Origin of the sequence: Mucilaginibacter sp. MD40 (assembly GCF_002288635.1) — a bacterium.
In the GTDB taxonomy this organism is placed as follows: domain Bacteria; phylum Bacteroidota; class Bacteroidia; order Sphingobacteriales; family Sphingobacteriaceae; genus Mucilaginibacter.
In genome coordinates, this window is sequence record NZ_NRSW01000001.1 from 57,086 (window position 1) to 77,933 (window position 20,848).

At 45.3% G+C, this 20,848-nt stretch carries 19 protein-coding genes; 8 read left to right on the forward strand and 11 right to left on the reverse strand.

Annotated features, from left to right (window positions below; translation table 11 throughout):
- Positions 1–26: 26 nt before the first annotated feature.
- A complete protein-coding gene (locus tag CKK33_RS00290) occupies positions 27–437 on the reverse strand; it encodes a hypothetical protein (protein ID WP_095702182.1) in 411 nt (136 codons plus the stop codon).
- 225 nt (positions 438–662) lie between these two features.
- Positions 663–3,197 carry an ATP-dependent Clp protease ATP-binding subunit gene (locus CKK33_RS00295; protein ID WP_095702183.1) on the reverse strand — a complete coding sequence of 845 codons (2,535 nt, stop codon included), beginning with the start codon at positions 3,195–3,197 and terminating at the stop codon, positions 663–665.
- Between the two features lie 487 nt (positions 3,198–3,684).
- Between CKK33_RS00295 and ettA the strand changes: the two genes are divergently transcribed.
- Positions 3,685–5,367 (forward strand): energy-dependent translational throttle protein EttA, encoded by a 1,683-nt coding sequence (gene ettA, locus CKK33_RS00300; RefSeq protein ID WP_095702184.1) that lies wholly within the window; start codon positions 3,685–3,687, stop codon positions 5,365–5,367.
- 116 nt (positions 5,368–5,483) lie between these two features.
- On the opposite strand, the gene CKK33_RS00305 is transcribed toward ettA, so the two are convergent.
- Positions 5,484–6,152, reverse strand: coding sequence for an NAD(P)H-dependent oxidoreductase (locus CKK33_RS00305; RefSeq protein ID WP_095702185.1), 669 nt, complete (start codon positions 6,150–6,152; stop codon positions 5,484–5,486).
- A gap of 108 nt (positions 6,153–6,260) precedes the next feature.
- Between CKK33_RS00305 and CKK33_RS00310 the strand changes: the two genes are divergently transcribed.
- Positions 6,261–6,617 (forward strand): helix-turn-helix domain-containing protein, encoded by a 357-nt coding sequence (locus CKK33_RS00310; protein ID WP_095702186.1) that lies wholly within the window; start codon positions 6,261–6,263, stop codon positions 6,615–6,617.
- A gap of 66 nt (positions 6,618–6,683) precedes the next feature.
- Here CKK33_RS00310 and CKK33_RS00315 read toward each other — a convergent pair whose 3' ends face one another.
- The 3 genes from CKK33_RS00315 to CKK33_RS00325 all read right to left on the reverse strand — a co-directional run bounded on the left by CKK33_RS00315 (position 6,684) and on the right by CKK33_RS00325 (position 9,573).
- A complete protein-coding gene (locus CKK33_RS00315) occupies positions 6,684–7,139 on the reverse strand; it encodes a nuclear transport factor 2 family protein (protein ID WP_095702187.1) in 456 nt (151 codons plus the stop codon).
- A 105-nt stretch (positions 7,140–7,244) separates the two neighbouring features.
- Entirely contained in the window at positions 7,245–8,843 is a 1,599-nt protein-coding gene (locus CKK33_RS00320; protein WP_095702188.1) for an aminopeptidase P family protein, read from the reverse strand.
- 88 nt (positions 8,844–8,931) lie between these two features.
- Positions 8,932–9,573 carry an alpha/beta hydrolase gene (locus CKK33_RS00325; RefSeq protein WP_233138114.1) on the reverse strand — a complete coding sequence of 214 codons (642 nt, stop codon included), beginning with the start codon at positions 9,571–9,573 and terminating at the stop codon, positions 8,932–8,934.
- A 351-nt stretch (positions 9,574–9,924) separates the two neighbouring features.
- Here CKK33_RS00325 and CKK33_RS00330 point away from each other — a divergent pair, with 351 nt between their 5' ends.
- Entirely contained in the window at positions 9,925–12,318 is a 2,394-nt protein-coding gene (locus CKK33_RS00330; protein ID WP_095702190.1) for an ABC transporter permease, read from the forward strand.
- A 132-nt stretch (positions 12,319–12,450) separates the two neighbouring features.
- On the opposite strand, the gene CKK33_RS00335 is transcribed toward CKK33_RS00330, so the two are convergent.
- Positions 12,451–12,861 (reverse strand): BrxA/BrxB family bacilliredoxin, encoded by a 411-nt coding sequence (locus tag CKK33_RS00335; protein WP_095705697.1) that lies wholly within the window; start codon positions 12,859–12,861, stop codon positions 12,451–12,453.
- 221 nt (positions 12,862–13,082) lie between these two features.
- On the opposite strand from CKK33_RS00335, the gene CKK33_RS00340 reads away from it, so the two are divergent.
- Together CKK33_RS00340 and CKK33_RS00345 are read left to right on the forward strand one after the other, a co-directional pair.
- Positions 13,083–13,934 carry a M23 family metallopeptidase gene (locus CKK33_RS00340; RefSeq protein ID WP_095702191.1) on the forward strand — a complete coding sequence of 284 codons (852 nt, stop codon included), beginning with the start codon at positions 13,083–13,085 and terminating at the stop codon, positions 13,932–13,934.
- A 121-nt stretch (positions 13,935–14,055) separates the two neighbouring features.
- Positions 14,056–14,307 carry a hypothetical protein gene (locus tag CKK33_RS00345; RefSeq protein WP_095702192.1) on the forward strand — a complete coding sequence of 84 codons (252 nt, stop codon included), beginning with the start codon at positions 14,056–14,058 and terminating at the stop codon, positions 14,305–14,307.
- Between the two features lie 104 nt (positions 14,308–14,411).
- On the opposite strand, the gene CKK33_RS00350 is transcribed toward CKK33_RS00345, so the two are convergent.
- Together CKK33_RS00350 and truA are read right to left on the reverse strand one after the other, a co-directional pair.
- The gene (locus CKK33_RS00350; protein ID WP_095702193.1) at positions 14,412–16,271 is read right to left on the reverse strand and encodes an ABC transporter ATP-binding protein; all 1,860 of its coding nucleotides are present in this window, start codon (positions 16,269–16,271) and stop codon (positions 14,412–14,414) included.
- Positions 16,272–16,307: 36 nt separating this feature from the next.
- On the reverse strand, positions 16,308–17,075 hold the full coding sequence (gene truA, locus CKK33_RS00355; RefSeq protein WP_095702194.1) for a tRNA pseudouridine(38-40) synthase TruA: 768 nt from the start codon (positions 17,073–17,075) through the stop codon (positions 16,308–16,310).
- A gap of 80 nt (positions 17,076–17,155) precedes the next feature.
- Here truA and CKK33_RS00360 point away from each other — a divergent pair, with 80 nt between their 5' ends.
- Positions 17,156–17,623 carry a DUF4293 domain-containing protein gene (locus CKK33_RS00360; protein WP_095702195.1) on the forward strand — a complete coding sequence of 156 codons (468 nt, stop codon included), beginning with the start codon at positions 17,156–17,158 and terminating at the stop codon, positions 17,621–17,623.
- Here CKK33_RS00360 and CKK33_RS00365 read toward each other — a convergent pair.
- The gene (locus tag CKK33_RS00365; RefSeq protein ID WP_095702196.1) at positions 17,620–18,495 is read right to left on the reverse strand and encodes an alpha/beta fold hydrolase; all 876 of its coding nucleotides are present in this window, start codon (positions 18,493–18,495) and stop codon (positions 17,620–17,622) included. The two genes, CKK33_RS00360 and CKK33_RS00365, sit on opposite strands and share 4 nt — an antisense overlap.
- Positions 18,496–18,594: 99 nt before the next feature.
- Here CKK33_RS00365 and truB point away from each other — a divergent pair, with 99 nt between their 5' ends.
- Positions 18,595–19,299, forward strand: coding sequence for a tRNA pseudouridine(55) synthase TruB (gene truB / locus CKK33_RS00370; RefSeq protein ID WP_095702197.1), 705 nt, complete (start codon positions 18,595–18,597; stop codon positions 19,297–19,299).
- A 49-nt stretch (positions 19,300–19,348) separates the two neighbouring features.
- Entirely contained in the window at positions 19,349–19,666 is a 318-nt protein-coding gene (locus tag CKK33_RS00375) for a hypothetical protein (RefSeq protein ID WP_095702198.1), read from the forward strand.
- A gap of 207 nt (positions 19,667–19,873) precedes the next feature.
- Here CKK33_RS00375 and CKK33_RS00380 read toward each other — a convergent pair whose 3' ends face one another.
- Positions 19,874–20,824 carry a bifunctional riboflavin kinase/FAD synthetase gene (locus CKK33_RS00380; protein WP_095702199.1) on the reverse strand — a complete coding sequence of 317 codons (951 nt, stop codon included), beginning with the start codon at positions 20,822–20,824 and terminating at the stop codon, positions 19,874–19,876.
- Positions 20,825–20,848 lie beyond the last annotated feature (24 nt).

Here is a 20,848-nt window from a genome sequence, read left to right on the forward strand (position 1 = left end):
TTTCTTGTTTTATATCTTTATTGTAATTAATTGATATTAGAATCGATCAATACGATCTTCACGTCGATAGCAGGAGGCAAGACAGGCGTACCCGAACCTGAAGGGTTTTGCGCGTAAATAGATACTCGGCCTACATCATGCGTAAAGCTGTAAGCGCGGCCGTTAAAGGTTTCAGGGATCTGTTCCCACTCAGTACTGCCCGGAGGCGCTATGTAAACTAATACGGCTCCATTTTCGCTGTAGGTTTTATCCAGGGCTGGTACATTAATGTCCATTACGTAAGAACCACCGCCATCGGTTACCAGTTGCCAGTTAGAAACATTTGTTGCGTATACTGTGCGATTAGTATTACCACCTTGTACAACAGTTTCTTTTTTACATGATGCTGCTGTAAGTGCAATAACAGCTACGCAGATAATAGATAAGAGTTTTTTCATAAATGTAAATTTTTTATTCCGCTATTTAACGGTTTAATGGTGCGATAAATTGTTTAACCCAACCACTCTAATCATTATAATAACAGGTGTTCCGTATTTGTTTTATGTGATTATGATTAAAATTATTGGACAAGGTTTAACTGAATTAAAATATTATTTACAAAAGCCTGAAATAAAAAAACCCGCTTACTAAGTAAGCGGGTTTTCCATATGATTAACAGACGATTACTTCTGCTCTTCTTCTTTTGGCTCCTTGTTTTCGCCCTTTTTGTCAGAAACCTTTATTTCATTGGCTTCTTTGTCGTAATCAACAATCAGGGTGTCGCCTTCGGTTAATTCACCTTTGAGTATCTCTTCGGCAATCGGATCTTCCAGGTATTTCTGGATGGCGCGTTTAAGCGGCCTTGCCCCAAATTGCGAATCATAACCTTTCTCGGCAATAAACTCTTTGGCTTCAAGCGTAAGCTCAATTTTATAACCCAGTGTGTTCACACGGCCAAATAAAGCGGCAAGCTCAATATCAATGATCTTGAATATCTCGTCTTTACCCAATGAGTTAAACACGATCACGTCATCAATACGGTTCAGGAACTCCGGCGCAAAGGCACGTTTCAGCGCGTTCTCTATCACACCGCGCGAATGTGCTTCGGCTTGTGTGGTTTTGGCGCTGGTGCTGAAACCTACACCCTGACCAAAATCTTTCAACTGGCGCGCGCCAATATTAGAGGTCATGATGATGATGGTATTCCTGAAATCTACCTTGCGGCCCAGTGAGTCGGTCAACTGACCTTCGTCCAGCACCTGTAACAAGATGTTGAACACATCAGGGTGAGCTTTCTCAATCTCATCTAATAATACCACCGCGTATGGTTTACGGCGTACCTTTTCGGTAAGCTGTCCGCCTTCTTCGTAACCTACGTAGCCCGGAGGCGCTCCCACCAAACGAGATACCGCGAATTTCTCCATGTACTCGCTCATATCAATCTGTATCAGCGCGTCCTCGGTATCAAACATAAAGCGGGCAAGTTCTTTAGCAAGCTCAGTTTTACCTACACCTGTAGGGCCTAAGAATATAAATGAACCAATTGGTTTTTTAGGATCTTTAAGGCCCGCACGGGTACGTTGTATAGCACGTGTAAGCTTTTTGATGGCATCATCCTGGCCAATAATTTTACCGCTGATGGTTTCAGACATGGCCAATAATTTGGCGCTATCTGCCTGCCCAACACGCTGTACCGGAATACCGGTCATCATGCTTACTACCTCGGCAACATTATCTTCAGTCACGGTATAACGTTTCGCTTTAGTTTCAGCTTCCCAGGCAGCTTTAGCCTGGTCAAGCTCTTCCAGCAGGTGTTTCTCGGTATCACGCAGTTTGGCGGCTTCCTCGTATTTCTGGCTGCGCACCACTTTGTTCTTCTCTACCTTTATCTGCTCAATCTTCTGCTCAATATCCAGGATATTTTGCGGAACATGGATGTTGGTTAAATGCACACGTGAACCAGCCTCGTCCAAAGCGTCAATAGCTTTATCCGGCAGGAAGCGGTCGGTAATATAACGTGTGGTTAAGGTAACGCATGCGGTAATCGCTTCGTCGGTATAAGTAACACCATGGTGTTCCTCGTACTTCTCTTTAATGCGGTTCAGTATCTCTACAGTTTCATCAGGCGTAGCAGGCTCTACCATTACCTTTTGGAAACGGCGGTCTAACGCGCCATCTTTCTCAATGTACTGGCGGTACTCATCCAATGTAGTAGCACCGATGCATTGTATCTCTCCACGCGCCAGGGCAGGTTTAAACATGTTAGATGCATCCAGCGAGCCGGAAGCACCACCAGCACCAACAATAGTGTGTATCTCGTCGATAAACAGGATCACGTCCGGAGATTTTTCCAGTTCGTTCATCACTGCTTTCATACGCTCCTCAAACTGCCCGCGGTATTTGGTACCGGCAACCAGCGAGGCAAGGTCAAGCGTAACCACGCGTTTGTTGAACAATACACGCGATACCTTGCGTTGTACAATACGCAACGCCAGGCCCTCTGCAATGGCAGATTTACCTACACCCGGCTCACCTATTAAAATAGGGTTGTTCTTTTTACGGCGCGATAATATCTGCGATACGCGCTCTATCTCTTTTTCACGGCCAACAATGGGGTCAAGCTTACCTTCTTCGGCAGCTTTGGTCAGGTCGCGGCCAAAGTTATCCAGTACAGGCGTTTTGGATTTGATGTCTGATACCTTTTTAGGTTGGGTGAAAGAATCATCCTCTTTAAAGTCATCGTCACCACCGGTTGATGAACCCGGCATTTCGTCCGTAATGTCGTTCTTGCTCGATTCTACTTCTCCTTTAAACACCTCGTAGTTTACGTTAAACTGCATCAGTATCTGTGAGGCGATATTATCCTCATCACGTAGTATAGAGAGTAAAAGGTGTTCGGTACCTATTACATCACTTTTAAATATTTTGGCTTCGAGGTAAGTTATCTTTAATACCTTTTCGGCTTGTTTGGTTAGCGGGATACTGCCTATATGTACATTTGTGCCTATTGTTCCTTTTACAGCATCCTCAACAGCACGGCGTAATTTAGCGGTATCAACGGCCAGCCCTTTCAATAGTTTAATTGCCACGCCATCTCCATCACGGATAAGGCCAAGCAAAAGATGCTCCGTACCAATATAATCATGCCCAAGGCGCAGTGCCTCCTCGCGGCTGTACTGTATCACATCTTTAACCCGTGGCGAAAATTTAGCTTCCATATATACCTTTCTGATTATGATCGTCCTAATCTAATATTTGTTTCACCAGGTTAAGCCGATTTTTATTTTTTTAACAACAATGTTGCCAACTTTTCTACATCAAATATTAACAGACAATCGGATGATAAAAGCGGATAAAAATTTAATTCGTACGGCCGGGTTTTGTTTGCCCAAACCGTAAAAAAACGTTTGAACACGGGTATAAACAAATAAAACATTTATTATTTGATGTTGCACCGCTCAAATAGTTTAAGCCGGATAAAAATTATAGCTACTATTTTACTTGCAGGGCAATTAGTCATGTTTTATGCCATTACGGCATGGTGTTGTGCAAGTGTGCCAACGGCATGAAACACGATATCAGCAAACCAAACGATTTACTTTGAAAGATACAAATTATGGGATGAATTTGAGATGAAAAATTCTCCACCAATCCACATTTCAAATCCTATATTTGCTCTCCCTAAGTATAAATCAATAAATTTTTATGGCTGACGAAAAGATCATTTTTTCAATGGCCGGCGTAAGTAAGGTTTACCCGCCGCAAAAAACAGTGCTGAAAAACATATACCTGTCGTTCTTTTACGGCGCCAAAATAGGCGTTATCGGTTTAAACGGCTCCGGTAAATCATCGCTGTTAAAAATTATCGCCGGTATTGATAAGACCAATATTGGCGAGGTGGTTTTTTCGCCGGGCTACAGCGTAGGTTACCTGAGCCAGGAGCCTGAGCTTGACCCCGAAAAAACTGTACGTGAAATAGTAGAAGAAGGCGTGGCCGAAACCACCGCCCTGTTGAAGGAGTACGAAGAGATCAACGAAAAATTTGGCCTGGAAGAGTATTACAGTGATGCCGATAAAATGGAGAAGCTGATGAACCGCCAGGGCGAATTGCAGGATAAGATCGATGCTACCAACGCCTGGGAACTGGATACCAAACTGGAGCGAGCGATGGATGCCCTGCGCTGCCCCGAGCCGGATACTAAAATTTCGGTTCTATCAGGTGGTGAGCGCCGCCGTGTGGCCCTGTGCCGCCTGCTGTTGCAGGAACCGGACGTGTTATTGCTGGATGAGCCTACCAACCACCTGGATGCTGAATCAATAGATTGGCTGGAGCACCACCTGCAGCAATATAAGGGTACCGTTATAGCCGTAACGCACGACCGTTATTTCCTGGATAACGTGGCAGGATGGATACTGGAGCTTGACCGTGGCGAGGGTATCCCATGGAAGGGAAATTATTCCTCATGGTTAGATCAGAAAGCCAAACGCCTTGCCGCCGAAGAAAAAAGCGAGAGCAAACGCCAGAAAACACTGGAGCGCGAGCTGGAATGGGTACGTATGGGCGCCAAAGGCCGACATGCTAAATCAAAGGCCCGTTTATCTAACTATGAAAAGCTGGCTTCTGAGGAAACTAAAGAGCGCGAAGAAAAACTGGAGCTGTTCATTCCGCCGGGGCCGAGGTTGGGTAATATCGTTATCGAGGCTAATAACGTTACAAAAGCCTATGGCGATAAGGTGTTATTCGAGAACCTGAGCTTCTCGTTGCCACCGGCAGGTATTGTAGGTATTATTGGCCCTAACGGTGCCGGTAAAACAACCTTGTTCCGCTTAATTACCGGGCAGGACCAGCCCGATGCCGGTACTTTCCGCGTAGGTGAAACGGTAGCCCTTGGGTATGTTGACCAAATGCATGACGACCTTGACCCCGATAAATCTGTTTGGGAGAATATTACCGGCGGCACGGATAACATTATGGTAGGCAACCGCCCGCTTAACTCGCGTGCCTACGTTTCCAAGTTTAACTTTAACGGTGCCGACCAGCAGAAAAAAGTGGGTGTGCTATCGGGCGGTGAGCGTAACCGTGTGCACCTGGCTATTACCTTAACCAAGGGCTCCAACGTGCTGCTACTGGATGAGCCGACCAACGATATTGACGTAAATACTTTACGCTCGCTGGAAGAAGCGCTTGAAAACTTTGGCGGCTGCGCCGTGATCATCAGCCACGACCGCTGGTTCCTGGACAGGGTTTGCACCCATATCCTGGCATTTGAAGGCAACTCTCAGGTATACTTCTTCGAGGGCAACTACAGCGAATATGAAGAGAATCACAAAAAACGCGTAGGTGACATAACGCCTAAGCGGATCAAGTATAAAAAACTGACGGCTTGATAGAGTCAAGAGCCAAGAATCAAGAGGCAAGAAACAAGAATCAAGAGGCAAGATTCAAAATAGTTATAAAGCCCGATTGTGTTTGCAACCGGGCTTTTATGTGGAATGCACCCTACTCAATATCTACCTACATTAAATTCAGGCTCATCAGCCACAATTCTAAGGCGATCTCCCCAGCGCTTTAATTCATATTCACGTTCCTCCCCGCTCATTCTTGCAGGCCCGTACACCACATGCGGCGTTAAAACCTTAAAACCCGTAAACTGAAGTATACCACGCTGTAACGGCCTCAAAATACCATTAATATCTCCTTGCAATCCATCTTTGAGGTAAGCATCTTGCGGCCCGCCGGTTGTTAAGGATAATAAGGCCTTTTTATCTTTGAAAAAGCCGGTTTCATAAATCCTACCGCTTCCATAAGCCTGCCCCATCGCAAATGTTCTGTCTACCCAGCCCTTGAGTATGGCCGGCACGCTAAACCACCAAAGCGGAAATTGCCAGATCATTAACTCGCACCACTCTATCTTCTTTATTTCCGGTTTAAGTTCGGAAGAAAATAAATGATTGGCTGTAGCGTGCAATTCTTCTAACTGCTGCTTAAAATAATCCGGGTTTTGTAAACCGGTGAAGTTAGATGCATCTGACACAGGTTTAAACGCCATGCCATATAGGTCTGATGTTTGAACCTGGTGCCCTTCTGCTTCCAAAACCCGACAAGCCTCCTGAAACATAGCGCCATTAAAACTTTTACGTTCCGGATGGGCATAAACTATAAGAATTTTCATAAATATAAATTACGTTTAACTGATATAAACAGGTCAAAAGTATAATGTCTAATGCTACTTTTGAAGAACCGCATCCATTGTTCGGAGCGAACAAAAAAGTAAGTAGCCATGAGTAAAGAAAACTCCACCAATCAATATAACCGTAAAAAACTTCAGGACTTTTGCGGTATGGTGTATGCACACGATATGGTGAGCGGCCGGTGGAAAATGCTGATCCTGTATAAACTTGACAAGGGCGCTATGCGTTATACAGAACTTAAAAAATTGCTGCCTAATATTACGGAACGCATGCTGACACTCCAGTTAAAAGCGTTGGAAAAAGATGGTTTGGTTAAACGTTCCGTTTATGCAGAAGTACCGGTGAGAGTTGAATATTTGTTAACAGAATCGGCCCTGCAATTAAGTCCTTTATGGTATGCGATGGAAAAATGGGGTGATGATCATCGCCGAAACCATAACAGTTAATCAACAACATGGAACTATCTATAACTCGTCAGTTTGGTTCTTCATTAGCTTCCCCTGAGCAGTTCACTACTCCGGGCAATTATCCTTACGGCGGGTATCAACAATGTAAATGATCTTCCAGCCCTGCACGGTTTTCATCAGCTGAAAAAAGTTAACCCCGCAATGGCTGAACTGCGTGCCCAGGTAAAACTTATAGGGCGTCCATACGCTGGCCAGCGAACCATCAATTTTAATGTCGCCCCAGGTAATGCGTTCATCGTAAACTTCCTTGTGTGGCGCGCCTACCTGTTTTACAAAATCGCCCGCCTTCTCTGTGATGAGCACAGTGGAACCGTCTTTTTTATTGGCTACACTCTGCAGCACCATATCCTTATGAAACACTGAGCGCAGCATAGTGCTGTCGCCTTTGCGCATGCCCTCGAAAAGCGTATTAATGGTCTTTTTTATATCTTCTCTGTCTGTTTGCGCCAACGCTGGCAAAGAAAAAATAGTAATAGTAAGCAGGATAAGCAGCTTTTTCATGATGGATAAAATTGGTAACCCAAAATAGCCAAAAAAATAGGATGTTAAATGGCTAAAAAAGAAAACCCCGGCAAGCCGGGGTTTTCACTATATAATTAAAACTTCCTATTTAAGCGGCGGGAATTTCGCACCGTCAAATATACTACTTTGCGCGGCCATTTTCTCAACCGCCTGCCAGGTGCGCGGGGCATCTGCAGAAAGGTTGGTAAATTTATCTTTACCTATCAGGATATCATCCTCAATACGTACACCAATATTCCACCATTTTTTATCGCATTTACTGCCAGCCGGAATGTAGATACCGGGTTCGACCGTGATGATCATGCCTTCTTCCAGGTTACCGGCGTAAGAGCCCTTATCATGCACATCCAGCCCCACATGGTGCGATACTCCATGCGGATAATAGGTACGCAACTCTTTAGCATCCCTAATCACGCCAAGTTTAATTAAACCGGCGGCTAAAACTTCTTCCGTTTTTTTCTCCAGGTCTCCATATCTGATACCTGCCTTACACATATTTATCGCTTGTTCTTGCGCATCATAAACCACCTGGTAAATAGCTTTCTGCTCTTCGGTGAATTTTCCATTGGCGGGTACGGTGCGGGTAACATCGGCAGAATAACCATGGTATTCAGACCCTACATCCATTAAAACCAGCTGGTTATTCAGCATGGTTTCATTATTTTCTTCGTAATGTAATATGCAACCGTTTGCTCCTACCCCAACTATTGGCGGGTAACCTTCGTCCTCGGCACCATAATTTTTATGTACATAAAGCATAATGCCTTCCAGCTCGCGCTCGCTCATGTTGGGCTTCACAGCTTTCATCACCTCGGCATGCGCAATAGCCGATAGCTGCGCGCTCTTTTTCATCAGGGCAATTTCTTCCGGCTGTTTAATGCCACGCAGCGCTGTAGTATATTCTGTAAATAAACCTGATGCGCCGTATTGCGCCTTTAGCTTAGCTTTTACGTTTTCCAGGGTGGTAGAATCCATACCGGTAGAAAGCTGTTGCAGCAAAGGTTCGCTTTTGTGCGCTTCATCCTGTATGCGCGGTTTAATGTAGTTTAATATCCTGTCGAGGTTATGTATATTGGCGTAAGCCATAACTACCTTAACATCATCCATTAAACCTTTATCTATATTTTTTACCCCGGCTTTGGCTTTAAACGAGGCTATCATCTCCTGCAGTTCGCCGCCTGCCGCCTCAGGCAGGTCATCATACACTACGGCAGCAAACTTTTTAAGATCAACCGGGAGTTTGCTAAACTCATTACTGTTATAAACGCGTTTAAAGCCCAACCGGGTTTTAGCACCCTCCACTCCTAAACGGCGGCCTGTCCATTGCTCCTGCTGCGGGTTGCGCCGGCGCACATATAATATTTCGTTATAAGCCGTATCGCCGCTGCCCTGCATTTCTTTAAACACTAAAAGCGCCGCGTCAGGCTCTTTATAGCCGGAGAAATAATACAGATCGGGATTAGCGTGGTAAACGTAATTAACATCATTAGAGAAAACACGTTCCGGATAGGCAAATATCACCGTTACCGAATTTGCGGGCATGAGTTTACGCAAGGCTTCGCGCCTGCCGGCATGAAACTCCTTTGATAAATAATCTTTAGGAATATTATTTTGCGCCGTGCTTTTTTGATAAAAAACAAAGGTTACCGATAAGGCTAAAATTGCCTTGCTGAATACTTTCATGTTAACTGCTATTGGTTTAGTAAAACGGCTTTAAGGTAAATATTAATTATTAAAATAAACAGCTACCTGCTTAACGAACTACTTAAGATTAAAGACTTAAAGAAACGATGAACTGTGCTACATTATTAGCCATACCTGCCAAAAATAAATGCCTGTCAGGCTGTGGATCTTCCACGTTTGGCGGCAACTGGTCTATATAACTGAAATGACCGGCTTGTTCGTCTAACACAAAATCTACGCTGCTATGCTCCTCAAGCATGGCCTTGAACATCATCGTTCTATCGGTCGGTGTAATGTTGTCTTTAGCACCGGTGCGCAGGTATACTTTTGTATTTATCGCGTCTGATGCGCCCTCGTGCAAAAAGAAATCTACCGCGGGTGCAAGCAGTACCAATCCGGCAAAATTCCTTTTTAATTGAGGCTTAACACTTTCTTTGTAAAAAGTTATCGCCTTTGCACCTGCAAGCGTAAGCAGTAAAGTTGCCCCTATGGAGTGGCCAACTCCAACAATCGGCAAATCAGCTACGGCATAAGAGTTCAGAACAGTTTCAAGCTGTTTCATGCGAACATCCAGCTGCTCTTTTGTTGGCATTGGAGAGGGTATCATTTCAAAATGCGGAGCCACCACTGTGCATTCCCTGGCTGCAATTGCCCTAAGTAATGGCAGGTGCCGCGCCGGGCTGCCACCGCGCCCTGCTGCAAAAACAACTAATGCTTTTGGCTCCGCCATCTCAAACATGGTAACCGTAATGCCACTTTTTTTTGCAGGTGAAAAGTACTTTCGGTGAAGTCCATCTTTTTAATTTTAGATGGTAAAGATAAAGGATTACATCAAGGCATGTTTCTTTCATAAAATCGTCAATATCAGTTTTACGCAAGCCCTTGCTAACCATCTGATAAACAAGGGAACACATCATTGCGCACAACCGAACAATCACTGTCCGATTACGAACGTTTATTTTACCCATTAACATTACAACCTGCTTATATTCATATATTTACGCAATTGGCATATTATTAAATGTATGGTTAATGCAATAGTAGCACGTAACGCACCAATACTTATCAAACTGTATTTGCCATGATAAAGAATTACCTGAAAATTGCCTGGCGCAACCTCATCAAAAATAAAACGCATACGTTTATCAACGTGGCCGGACTGTCTGTGGGTATGGCGGTGGCCATATTGATAGGCCTGTGGATATGGGACGAGGTATCTTACGATAAATACTTTAAAAACCACGACCGTATTGTGCAGGTAATGCAAAACCAAACCATAAACGGCGAGGTACTTACCGGCAACTCCATGCCTATACCCCTGGGCATGATGCTGCGTAATGATTACAAGAGCGATTTTAAATACGTTAGCTTATCCAGCTGGACTTTCTCGTTCAGCGTGTCGCACGGCGAGCAAAAACTGATCGCTAAAGGTAATTACATGCAGCCTGAAGCGACTGAAATGCTAAGCCTCAACATGCTCAAAGGCAGCCGCGATAACTTAAAGGACCCTTCATCTATCTTAATATCACAAAAACTGGCAAAAGCCATATTCGGTAATACCGACCCTATGGATAAGGTGATACGCATTAATAACCAGTACGACCATAAGGTGACCGGCGTTTACGAGGATTTCCCTGCCAATACCACTTTTGATGGTATGGAACTGATAGCGCCATGGGACAGGTACCTTACCACACAACCCTGGCTTAAAAGAGCGGCGACCCGCTGGGGCAACAACTCGTTCCAGATCTTCGCGCAGCTACAGCCGGGTGCTGACATTAAAGAGGTGTCCGCACGTATCAAAGACCTTAAACTCAAAAACATCACCTTGCAGGGCGATGCAGTGGGCGCTTCATTTAAGCCTGCCGTGTTTTTGCACCCTATGGATAAATGGCACCTGTACAGCGAGTTTAAAAATGGGGTTAATACCGGTGGTGGTATTCAGTTTGTTGTGATGTTCGGTATTATAGGCGTGTTTGTTTTGCTGCTGGCCTGTATTAACTTCATGAACCTGAGTACGGCCCGGTCGGAAAAACGTGCTAAAGAGGTAGGTATACGCAAAACAGTAGGCTCGTTACGCGCACAGCTTATCGCCCAGTTCTTCAGCGAATCGTTACTGGTTACAGCCTTTGCCTTCATATTAAGTATTGTGCTGGTGCTGCTGGCGCTGCCCTGGTTTAACCAGGTGGCCCATAAAAGCATGGCGGTACTTTGGGATAACCCCGCATTTTGGATAATGGGTTTGAGTTTCAGTATACTCACGGGTATTGTTGCCGGTAGTTACCCTGCCTTTTACTTGTCATCCTTTCAGCCTGTAAAGGTTTTAAAAGGCACTTTTAAGGCAGGGCGTTTCGCGGCGCTGCCACGTAAAATATTGGTGGTGCTGCAATTTACGGTTTCAGTAACCTTAATTATCGGCACCATTGTAGTGTTTTTGCAGGTACAGCATAGCAAAAACCGCCCGGTGGGCTATGAACGTACCGGGTTGCTGCAGGCAGATATGCGTACCGATGCTATTCATAAAAGTTTCGCCGCTGTGCGGTATGACCTGTTGCAAACAGGCGTGGTGATAGACGTAGCAGAATCTGGCAGCCCTTTAACGGCAGTATGGTCAAACAACAGCGGTATGCAATGGCGTGGCAAAGCCCCCGGCCAGCAGGACGATTTTGGCACCATACCTGTCAGTCCGACTTTTGGCAAAACTGCAGGCTGGAAAATTATCAAGGGCCGCGACTTTAACGAAAATTACAAGTCAGATTCAGCTGCCGTTATTATTAATGAAGCTACCGCCAAATTCCTGGGCTTTAAAAACCCGGTAGGCGAAAAAGTAAAATGGGATACGGAGTTTACCATTATTGGCGTAGTAAAAGATATGGTAATGTCGTCACCCTATGAGCCGGTAAAAACTACCATATTTTTTCCGCTAACCGAAAAAGGCGATGTGCTGGATATTAAGCTCAACCCCAAAATAAGTACACATGAAGCATTAGCCAAAGTTGAGGCCGTGATTAAAAAATATGACCCTGCCAGTCCGTTTGATTACAAATTTACCGATGAAGAGTACGCCAAAAAATTCGCTACAGAAGAACGCGTGGGCAAACTGGCCGGGTTCTTTACTATACTGGCTATCTTTATCAGCTGTATGGGCTTATTTGGGATGGCATCCTTTATGGCCGAGCAGCGCACCAAGGAGATAGGCGTTCGTAAGGTTTTAGGCGCATCGGTATTTACCTTGTGGCGTTTAATGTCGGTTGATTTTGTGGTACTGGTAACCATATCCTTACTTTTAGCCATCCCAACAGCGTATTACTTTATGCAAGGCTGGCTGCAGGATTACAAGTACCGCACGGAGTTATCCTGGTGGATATTCGCTGCCACAGCCGCTGGCGCACTGGTGATCACCTTAATGACGGTGAGTTACCAAAGCCTCAGGGCCGCCACTATCAACCCGGTAAAGAGTTTGAAAACGGAGTAGGTTAGTGAGCAGTTAATGGTGAGTAGTAAATAGCTTTATTAGAAAACAACAAAGCCCGATGCAATGCACCGGGCTTTGTATTTAACATGTCTTGTATCTTGCTTCTTGATTCTTGATTCTTGAATCTATCAATTAGCAGTATTGCTCAAACGCGTCTATCAGGTTATCAGCAATCATTTGCGCGGGGCGGCCTTCAATCTGGTGGCGCTCAATGATGTGCACCAGTTTGCCATCTTTAAACAAAGCCATCGATGGTGATGATGGCGGGTAAGGCAGCATCAGGTTACGGGCGGCATCAACCGCTTCTTTTTCCATACCGGCAAATACAGTTACCAAACGATCGGGGTGTTTAGCATTGGCAGCGGCCATACGCGCGGCCGGGCGTGCGTTAGCGGCAGCGCAACCACAAACCGAGTTAACCATTACAAACACGGTACCTTCGCTTTTTATAGCATCATTAACCGAAGCGGCATCCTTTAGCTCTTCAAAACCAACTCGGGTTAACTCTTCGCGCATTGGCGCAACAAAATATTCTGGGTACATCATAATTTTTACTTCGCTTATATTCAGCACAAAAATACCAAATTCAAAATAAAATTAACTGCTTATCAGAATAATCGGCAATAATTGACGTTTCGGTTATAAATAAAAAAGGCGGGATTGATTGCGTGCTGTTAGGTTAATAATTGCTACATTGTAGTCCTTAATTTTTTGCTACCCCGTGTTAAACTATCAGGTTAAACTTAAAAATTGAAGATTTAGGTATGGGAATTATTTATCGAAAAAATAATGCGCAACCGCGTATTGTACAGGTAAAGGCCAGGCATGTTAACTCATTAAAATTTACTGTAGCGGCCGTGCTCATTGTAGTTATGGTACTCATGACGGCCATTGTTAGGCTAAGCAGCGAAGCCGCCCAGCAGCGCCAGGAAAACAGCAGGCTGCAATCGCAGATAGCCACATTGCAGGGCCAGATAGAAAAAAATGACCAAGACGCCCTGCTGCAATCAGCAGCGAAGGAGGGCCAGCGCAGTCAGGCGGTATCGTACCTCTCCGCCATACAATCAAAACTAAAACGTATTAATGAATTTATGAGCAAGCGCGGTTTGCATGGCATATCATTCCGTAAGCTTAATATTGATGATAAGCCCAAAAGCGAAACCAAGCTTTACGCGGAGTTTAACAACTACCTCGACCGGCTGGTTAATACTATTGCCTATACACCTATGGGTTATCCGCGTTTAAGTTCGTTCACCTCATTCTTCGGTTCGCGCGGAAACCCGTTTGATTTTGGCGGGCATGAATTTCATCCGGGTATTGATTTTAGCGGGCATAAAGGCGACCCGGTGAAGTGCACTGCCAGCGGCAGGGTAGTATTTGCCGGCCGCGCCGGTGGCTACGGCAACTGCGTTAAGATACGCCATAACAACAACATCGAAACCTGGTACGGCCACCTTTCCAAAATAAATGTAAAGGAAGGCGAACGTGTAACCGTAGGCGAATTGATTGGAAAAGTAGGTTCAACCGGCCGCTCAACAGGGCCTCACCTGCATTACGAGATACGCAAGAACGGCAAGCCAGTTAACCCCAAACAATACCTGAGTTTAAATATGTAATACCCACGTAGGTTATAAGATCAATAAGGCCAATGAGTTATTCATTGGCCTTTTTTATTGACCGTGCAACAGATTTACTGCACCAAACAACCTTTTTAACTGCCGGATGTTATGCTATTATATGACAAAGCCAGCAAACAACCACGATAAACCGTCGCCATCTGATACCCCGACAAACAGGCCCAATGATGAAGGGCATGAAAGCGTTGTGCGTAAAGAGGATGAGCAATACCATGCCGATGAACCGCAGCAGGAGGATGTTGCCAAATACATGGAGAACCGCGAGCAGCCCGTGCAACCGGTAAAAAACGCGCCGGCTGAGGATCAGCCGGATGCGTCTGATGATGATGAGCGCAGGTTGGAATCGAAATAATTTAAAACATAAATGTCATTTCGAATGAGCGGTAACGAAGAGAACAGGAACGAAGTTAAGCTCATCGAAGATAATCTTCTACGCCTTGGTTAGCGCGTAGAAGATCAAACACCCTTCGCTATACCTGCTGAATTAAATTGCAGGTCGTAAAGTTTACGGTAATAGCCGTTTTCTATACGCAGCAATTGCTGATGGGTACCCATCTCCTTTATCTCGCCGTGGTCAAGCACAATGATCTTGTCGGCATTTTGAATGGTGGACAAGCGGTGCGCTATTACAATAGCCGTACGACCCTGCATGAGCTTGTTAATGGCATTCTGTATGAGCAGCTCGGTTTCGGTATCTACAGATGAAGTGGCCTCATCCAGCACCAGTATGGCCGGGTCATAAACCAGCGCCCGGATAAACGAAATAAGCTGTGCCTGCCCTGCCGACAGCGTGGAGCCGCGCTCCATCACATTATAATCATACCCGCCGGGTAAACGCTCAATAAACTCATGGGCGCCCACATCTTTAGCCGCCGCTATCACCTGTTCACGGGTGATAGACTCATTGTTGAGGCTAATGTTATTGCCAATGGTATCGGTAAACAAAAATACGTCCTGTATAACGGTAGCGATCTTTGAGCGCAGGTAATCCACGCTGTACCCGCTTATATCGTGCCCATCTACTTTAACCTCTCCCTTACCAATGTCATAAAAGCGGTTAAGGATGTTGATGGTGGATGACTTGCCCGCACCTGTAGCACCTACCAATGCCAGCGTTTCACCGGGCTTAACATGAAAGCTGATATCTTTAAGCACCCAGTTCTCATCATTATAGGCAAACCAAACGTTATTGAATTGGATATCGCCCCGCAAAACGGCTGGGGCAAGCGTACCTTCATTCGGTGCTACGTCATCGGTATCCAAAACCTTAAAAATACGGTCGGCACCTACCATACCCATTTGCAGGGTATTAAATTTATCGGCAAGCTGGCGTATAGGCCTAAAAAGCATGTTGAGCAATACAATAAACCCGGTAATTACACCCGGTGTAATGCCATTGGGCGATGCCGAGAGCATGTGCATCTGCTCGTCATTCAAAATACGTTTACAGCCATACCAAACCAGCAGCGCGATACAAATGGCAAATAATATTTCAACAACCGGGAAAAAGATAGAATAATACCAATTGGAGCGGATGTTGGCATCGCGGTATTTGGTGTTAACCGCCACAAATTTGCGCATCTCCTGTTCCTCACGAGCAAAGTACTGGATAATACTGATGCCGCTGATATGCTCGGCCAAGAAGGTATTGAGCTGTGCCACCTGTGTGCGCACTTCCTGGAACGATGATTTGATGGCCTCCTTAAAAACGTACGTTGAGGCAAACAGGAAAGGCATCGGGATAAGCGTTATTAAAGCCAGTTTCCAATCCTGCCACAGCATGTACCCGATAACCGCGATTACCAGCAGCAGATCGCCCATAATGGATATCAGCCCCTCAGAAAAAATATCAGCAATGGTTTCCAAATCTGATACGGTACGGGTAATGAGCATCCCGATGGGTGTACGGTCAAAATAACGCAGGCGCAGACTGGTGATGTGGTTAAAAACATCTTTACGCAGATCGCGGATAACCGACTGGCCCAAAGCGTTGGTAAGGTAAGTTTGGTAGTATTGCGTAACAGACTGCACCAGCAGTTGCAGCAGCATAAAACCAACCATTAATACCAGGCCGTTGTAATTATTGCCCAATATATATTTATCCAGCGTAATTTGTACCAGTATAGGCTGTACTAGCGCTATAGCAGCTATGAGTATAGTTAATATGGTAGCTACTACAAACGTGCGGTTATAAGGCGCCACGTAATGCAATATCCGCTTGAACAGATGCCAGTCAAAGGCCTTACCGGTAACAGTACCCCCTGCACCCCCTGAAGGGGGAACTTTTGATTTGCTCTCTTTATCCTGTTTCGCCATTTTTATATACTACTCCCCCACCAGGGGGCTGGGGGGTTAATACTTAACCTCCGTTAAATACAAGCCACAGGCTGGTACGCTTGTACCGGCGTTGCTTCGGTTTTTGCTTTCAATTATTTTACGAACTTCCTGCGGCGCTATCTCTCCCTTACCCACCATCATCAGCGTACCTACAATAGCACGCACCATGTTACGCAAAAACCTATCGGCCGATATTTTAAATACAATACCATTGAGTGTTTGTTCCCACCGGGCATTTACAATTTTACAATTATTAGTAAACACCTGTGTATTGCTCTTGCTGAAACAGCTAAAATCTGAATATTCCATGATGATAGCAGCCGCCTGGTTCATCAACTCGATATCGGGCTTATCCCGCTGCAGCCACGAGCGGTTATGCAGGAACGGATCTTTTTGAAAATGGATACGGTACTCGTATGAACGTTGCGTGGCACTGAAGCGGGCGTGCATTTCATCATCAACTGCAAATATGCGTTTAATAGCTATATCGTGAGGCAATAAGGCGTTAAGCCCCCTAACGCCCTGAAGGGGGAATTTTTGAAGTGCATCTTCGGCTCCCCCTTCAGGGGGCCGGGGGGCTTCAAAATGCGCGAAAAACTGCGTAGCATGCACGCCGGTATCTGTACGGCCGCAACCTACAGTTTCAACGGGTTGGCGCAACAACGTGGTTAAAGCTTTATCCAGCAGTTCCTGCACGGTTATTGCGTTGGGCTGTACCTGCCAGCCATGGTAGCGTGTACCATCATAACTTAGCTCTATAAAATAGCGTTGGGTGTTTGCCACGGCGCAAAGTTAGCATCATTTACCATTTTAGATTTACAATTTACCGTTCTATCTTTGAGCACCTGTTAAAATAGATAAATATGTTGCAACGTATCCAATCCATATACTTACTGTTCGCTTCGCTGGTATTATTCGGTCTGTTTATTTTTCCGCTGGCGCATGGCCTTTTTATTGACGGCAAATTGGTTAACATAGCGGTTACCGGGGTATCTGAAAATGTAAACGGGGTAGATAAACCCGTACAGTCGTTTGTGGCCCTTAGCATTATTACCGCTATTGTGGGCTTAATACCGTTGGCGGTTATCTTTATGTATAAAAACCGCAAACAGCAAATAGCGTTAATATACAGCACTATCCTGGTGCTTATAGGCTATAGCTTCTGGATGGCGCAAACCGTTAAAAAGGTAGTTGGCCCTATTACACTGGAGTATAAAAATATGGGTATAGGCCTGTTCCTCACCTCACTGAGCATCATCATGCTGATATTTGCCGTTAAGGCCATTCAGCGCGATGAAAAGCTGGTAAAATCTGCCGACAGGTTACGTTAATTGAATCGTAGTCCTTTACTTATACTGCGATAAGGTTTCTCAAAAAAATCACCTACTGTCTGGTTAAACATATCCCTGTAAAATATGGGTGTAGAATGGCCGGAATTAGGTAATATCCACAAATAAGCCTTCGGGATATTTTCAAATATTTCTACAGTATGCTGCACGGTAATTACATCATGGTCGCCGGCTATGACCATTACAGGGCAAGTTATTTTTCCAAGCTCGCGGGCATCAATATGCGGCTCGTATGATAACAGGTGCATCAGCTTGAGTTGATTCTTCATTTCAGCCGGCGGGTTCTTCATCTTTTTTAATGAGTCTGCACCCTTTATATTTTCTGCCATTACCATTTTTTGGATGTAGGGGTCAACGGCAGTGGTATCAGGGCGCAGATTAGCGCCCGTAACGGCCAGCTTTTTTACCTTATCCGGATGGCGAATGGCCATTAGTAAGCCTTCAATCCCCCCATCGCTCCAGCCTATCACATTGGCATTTTTTATCTTTAAATGATCGAGCAAGGCGTCCAGGTCATCGGTGATCATCTCATAACTCAAGGAATCGGCATGGTCAATGGTTTTGCCCTGCGCGCGACTGTCGGCCAATATCACCTGGTACTTCTTAGCAAAGTAGGGTATCTGAAACAGGAAGTTATTGATAGAACCACCATTACCGTGGATGATAAGCAGCGGCTCGCCTTTGCCATAAACCTCGTAATACATTTTAATGCCACGGATACTGGCATATTTACCAACGGCAGGGTTACGGCCGTATTTAGTGGTGTCCATCATTTTGCGGATGTCCTGCGCGTGAAGCATGGCCGCACTTAACATTACAAGTGCCGGTACCAATAAAAAAGCTATTTTTCTCATTGTGACACAGGGTATTGGGTATGTCACTAATATAAATCAAATTTTCGGTAGTTTTGCCAGCTAACCAAGCCTGTTTTTGAGCAGGCTGTTCGCTATATAATGTTCAACTCTATACAAGATTTTGCCGAAGGGCAACTGCTGCTCGTTAATAAGCCCTACAAATGGACCAGCTTTGATGTGGTAGGCAAAATTCGCAACGCTTTTAAACCGCTGAAGCTAAAGGTTGGCCATGCCGGCACTCTGGACCCGTTGGCTACCGGCCTGCTCATCATCTGCACCGGTAAAATGACCAAACAGATAGATACCTTCCAGGCCGAGGAAAAAGAATATACCGGCACCATGGTATTGGGCTCAACAACGCCAACTTACGATCTGGAAAGCGAGCCTGAAAAACTTTTCGAAGTAGATCACCTCACTCCGGAACAGATCTATGCCACCTGCGCGCAATTCATGGGTGAGATACAGCAATACCCACCAGCCCACTCGGCCATTAAGATAGATGGCGAACGCCTTTACGAAAAAGCCCGCCGCGGCGAAGAAGTGGAGTTACGGGCACGTACCGTAACGATCAATGAGTTTGAGATCACCCGCATAGAACTGCCCGAGGTTGACTTTAGGGTAGTGTGCAGCAAAGGCACCTATATCCGTTCACTGGTAAATGATTTCGGAAAGGCGCTTAACAACGGCGCTTACCTATCGCGCTTACGCAGAACCCGCAGCGGTAGTTTTAAGATTGAAGATGCCCATGAGGTAATGGAACTGGTTGGGAAGATAAGGGGGTTGAAAGAACCGAAGGGAGAATAATTACAATCCGTTTTTGCTGAATTTATTTCAGCTATACACATTTATCCGGGTGCCGAAATTAACGTTAGCCCGCTCAATTGCCGCGGAGGGCTGTTACTTTTTGCTTGATCAAAAAGTAACCAAAAAATCAAATCAGCAAAGAGGCTTCTTTTCGCTCAGGGCCTTTGCCCTGCAAAGCGGGCAGAACCACGGGCTGCAAATCTTGCCGCCACTTCGTTCACTCATAGCTATCGCTTCAGGCAAGTATTGCTATGCCTTTGCCATGCACAAGGCCACCACTGTTCTGCCTGCTTTCGTCCGAAGCTTTTTTGCTGACAATCAGAAGAAAATACCACAGACAGAACCACACCGAACAAATGCGACATAGCGTAACGTGCGGGTAGTACAGGCTAAGGTAATATCAGAAACATTGCAGCGCGTTACCAAGTCGCGACTTTTCTTTGGTTACTTTCTTTTGAGAGAAAAGAACGGCGAAGCCCTCTTGAGCGCCCCTAAATAGATAACCGCGAAAAACGTAACATCCACAAACGATTTATACAAGCACTGCAATCCCTAATGAAACACAAAACGAACCTTACGCGTTAAACTGCGGCCCGTTCATGATTAAAAGGGCCTGCACTTCTTCTTTGTCTTTACCCAACTGCACCACAAGCTCATCCAGTGATGCGAATTTGATATCGCCGCGTACAAAGTGCAGGAACTCCATGCGCAACTGCTGGTTATATATATCCTCGCTAAAATCAAAGATATTCACCTCTATGTTGCGGCTCATTCCATTCACTGTTGGCCGGTGGCCTATATAGGCCATACCATTATACTGCTGTCCGTTTACTTTTACACGTACGGCAAATATGCCGTCATCAGGTATCAGTTTATAGCTTTCTTCAACAAGTAAGTTCGCGGTTGGGTAGCCGAGCTCCCGCCCCAACTGGTCGCCCCGTATCACCTTACCGGTAATAAAAAATGGATAACCCAGGCACTCGTTGGCAATATAGATATCATTAACGAGCAAAGCCTCCCTTATACGGGTGGAACTAATGGCCACGTCGTTGATATCCTGCTCAGGTATCTCTACCACATTAAACCCATAGCATGGCGATAAACGCAGCAGATCATCCAAACCACCCTGGCGGTCTTTCCCAAAACGGTGGTCATAACCGATCACAATAGTTTTGGTGCCTATCTTGTTCACCAGGATATCGCGGATGTACTCTTCTGCCGTTTGGTTAGAAAAATCGCGAGAGAATGGGGTAATGATCAAGTGATCTACACCCAACTGCTCCAGTAACTCGGCTTTCTCATTAATGGTATTAATTAGCTTGAGGCTTTCATCCTCCGGATGCAATATCATACGCGGATGCGGAAAAAAGGTAAGAATAACCGTTTCGCCATTGCTGCGCTGGGCAAGCTCTTTAATATGCGCGATAATTTTGCGGTGGCCTATATGCACACCATCAAACGTACCAATAGTAACCACCGCGTTCGCTAAAGGTGTAAAATCGTTAATATGGTGATATATTTTCATAAGACCCGGCAAAGGTATAACGAC

What these genes read in the sequence shown, in the direction of transcription:
- CKK33_RS00340 (WP_095702191.1), top strand. Translation starts at nt 13,083, where the DNA reads ATGGGAATTATTTATCGAAAAAATAATGCGCAACCGCGTATTGTACAG.
- CKK33_RS00330 (WP_095702190.1), top strand. Translation starts at nt 9,925, where the DNA reads ATGATAAAGAATTACCTGAAAATTGCCTGGCGCAACCTCATCAAAAAT.
- CKK33_RS00320 (WP_095702188.1), bottom strand. Translation starts at nt 8,843, where the DNA reads ATGAAAGTATTCAGCAAGGCAATTTTAGCCTTATCGGTAACCTTTGTT.
- CKK33_RS00325 (WP_233138114.1), bottom strand. Translation starts at nt 9,573, where the DNA reads ATGGCGGAGCCAAAAGCATTAGTTGTTTTTGCAGCAGGGCGCGGTGGC.
- truB (WP_095702197.1), top strand. Translation starts at nt 18,595, where the DNA reads ATGTTCAACTCTATACAAGATTTTGCCGAAGGGCAACTGCTGCTCGTT.
- ettA (WP_095702184.1), top strand. Translation starts at nt 3,685, where the DNA reads ATGGCTGACGAAAAGATCATTTTTTCAATGGCCGGCGTAAGTAAGGTT.
- CKK33_RS00350 (WP_095702193.1), bottom strand. Translation starts at nt 16,271, where the DNA reads ATGGCGAAACAGGATAAAGAGAGCAAATCAAAAGTTCCCCCTTCAGGG.
- CKK33_RS00305 (WP_095702185.1), bottom strand. Translation starts at nt 6,152, where the DNA reads ATGAAAATTCTTATAGTTTATGCCCATCCGGAACGTAAAAGTTTTAAT.
- CKK33_RS00315 (WP_095702187.1), bottom strand. Translation starts at nt 7,139, where the DNA reads ATGAAAAAGCTGCTTATCCTGCTTACTATTACTATTTTTTCTTTGCCA.
- CKK33_RS00365 (WP_095702196.1), bottom strand. Translation starts at nt 18,495, where the DNA reads ATGAGAAAAATAGCTTTTTTATTGGTACCGGCACTTGTAATGTTAAGT.
- CKK33_RS00380 (WP_095702199.1), bottom strand. Translation starts at nt 20,824, where the DNA reads ATGAAAATATATCACCATATTAACGATTTTACACCTTTAGCGAACGCG.
- CKK33_RS00290 (WP_095702182.1), bottom strand. Translation starts at nt 437, where the DNA reads ATGAAAAAACTCTTATCTATTATCTGCGTAGCTGTTATTGCACTTACA.
- CKK33_RS00335 (WP_095705697.1), bottom strand. Translation starts at nt 12,861, where the DNA reads ATGTACCCAGAATATTTTGTTGCGCCAATGCGCGAAGAGTTAACCCGA.
- CKK33_RS00360 (WP_095702195.1), top strand. Translation starts at nt 17,156, where the DNA reads ATGTTGCAACGTATCCAATCCATATACTTACTGTTCGCTTCGCTGGTA.
- CKK33_RS00310 (WP_095702186.1), top strand. Translation starts at nt 6,261, where the DNA reads ATGAGTAAAGAAAACTCCACCAATCAATATAACCGTAAAAAACTTCAG.
- CKK33_RS00345 (WP_095702192.1), top strand. Translation starts at nt 14,056, where the DNA reads ATGACAAAGCCAGCAAACAACCACGATAAACCGTCGCCATCTGATACC.
- CKK33_RS00295 (WP_095702183.1), bottom strand. Translation starts at nt 3,197, where the DNA reads ATGGAAGCTAAATTTTCGCCACGGGTTAAAGATGTGATACAGTACAGC.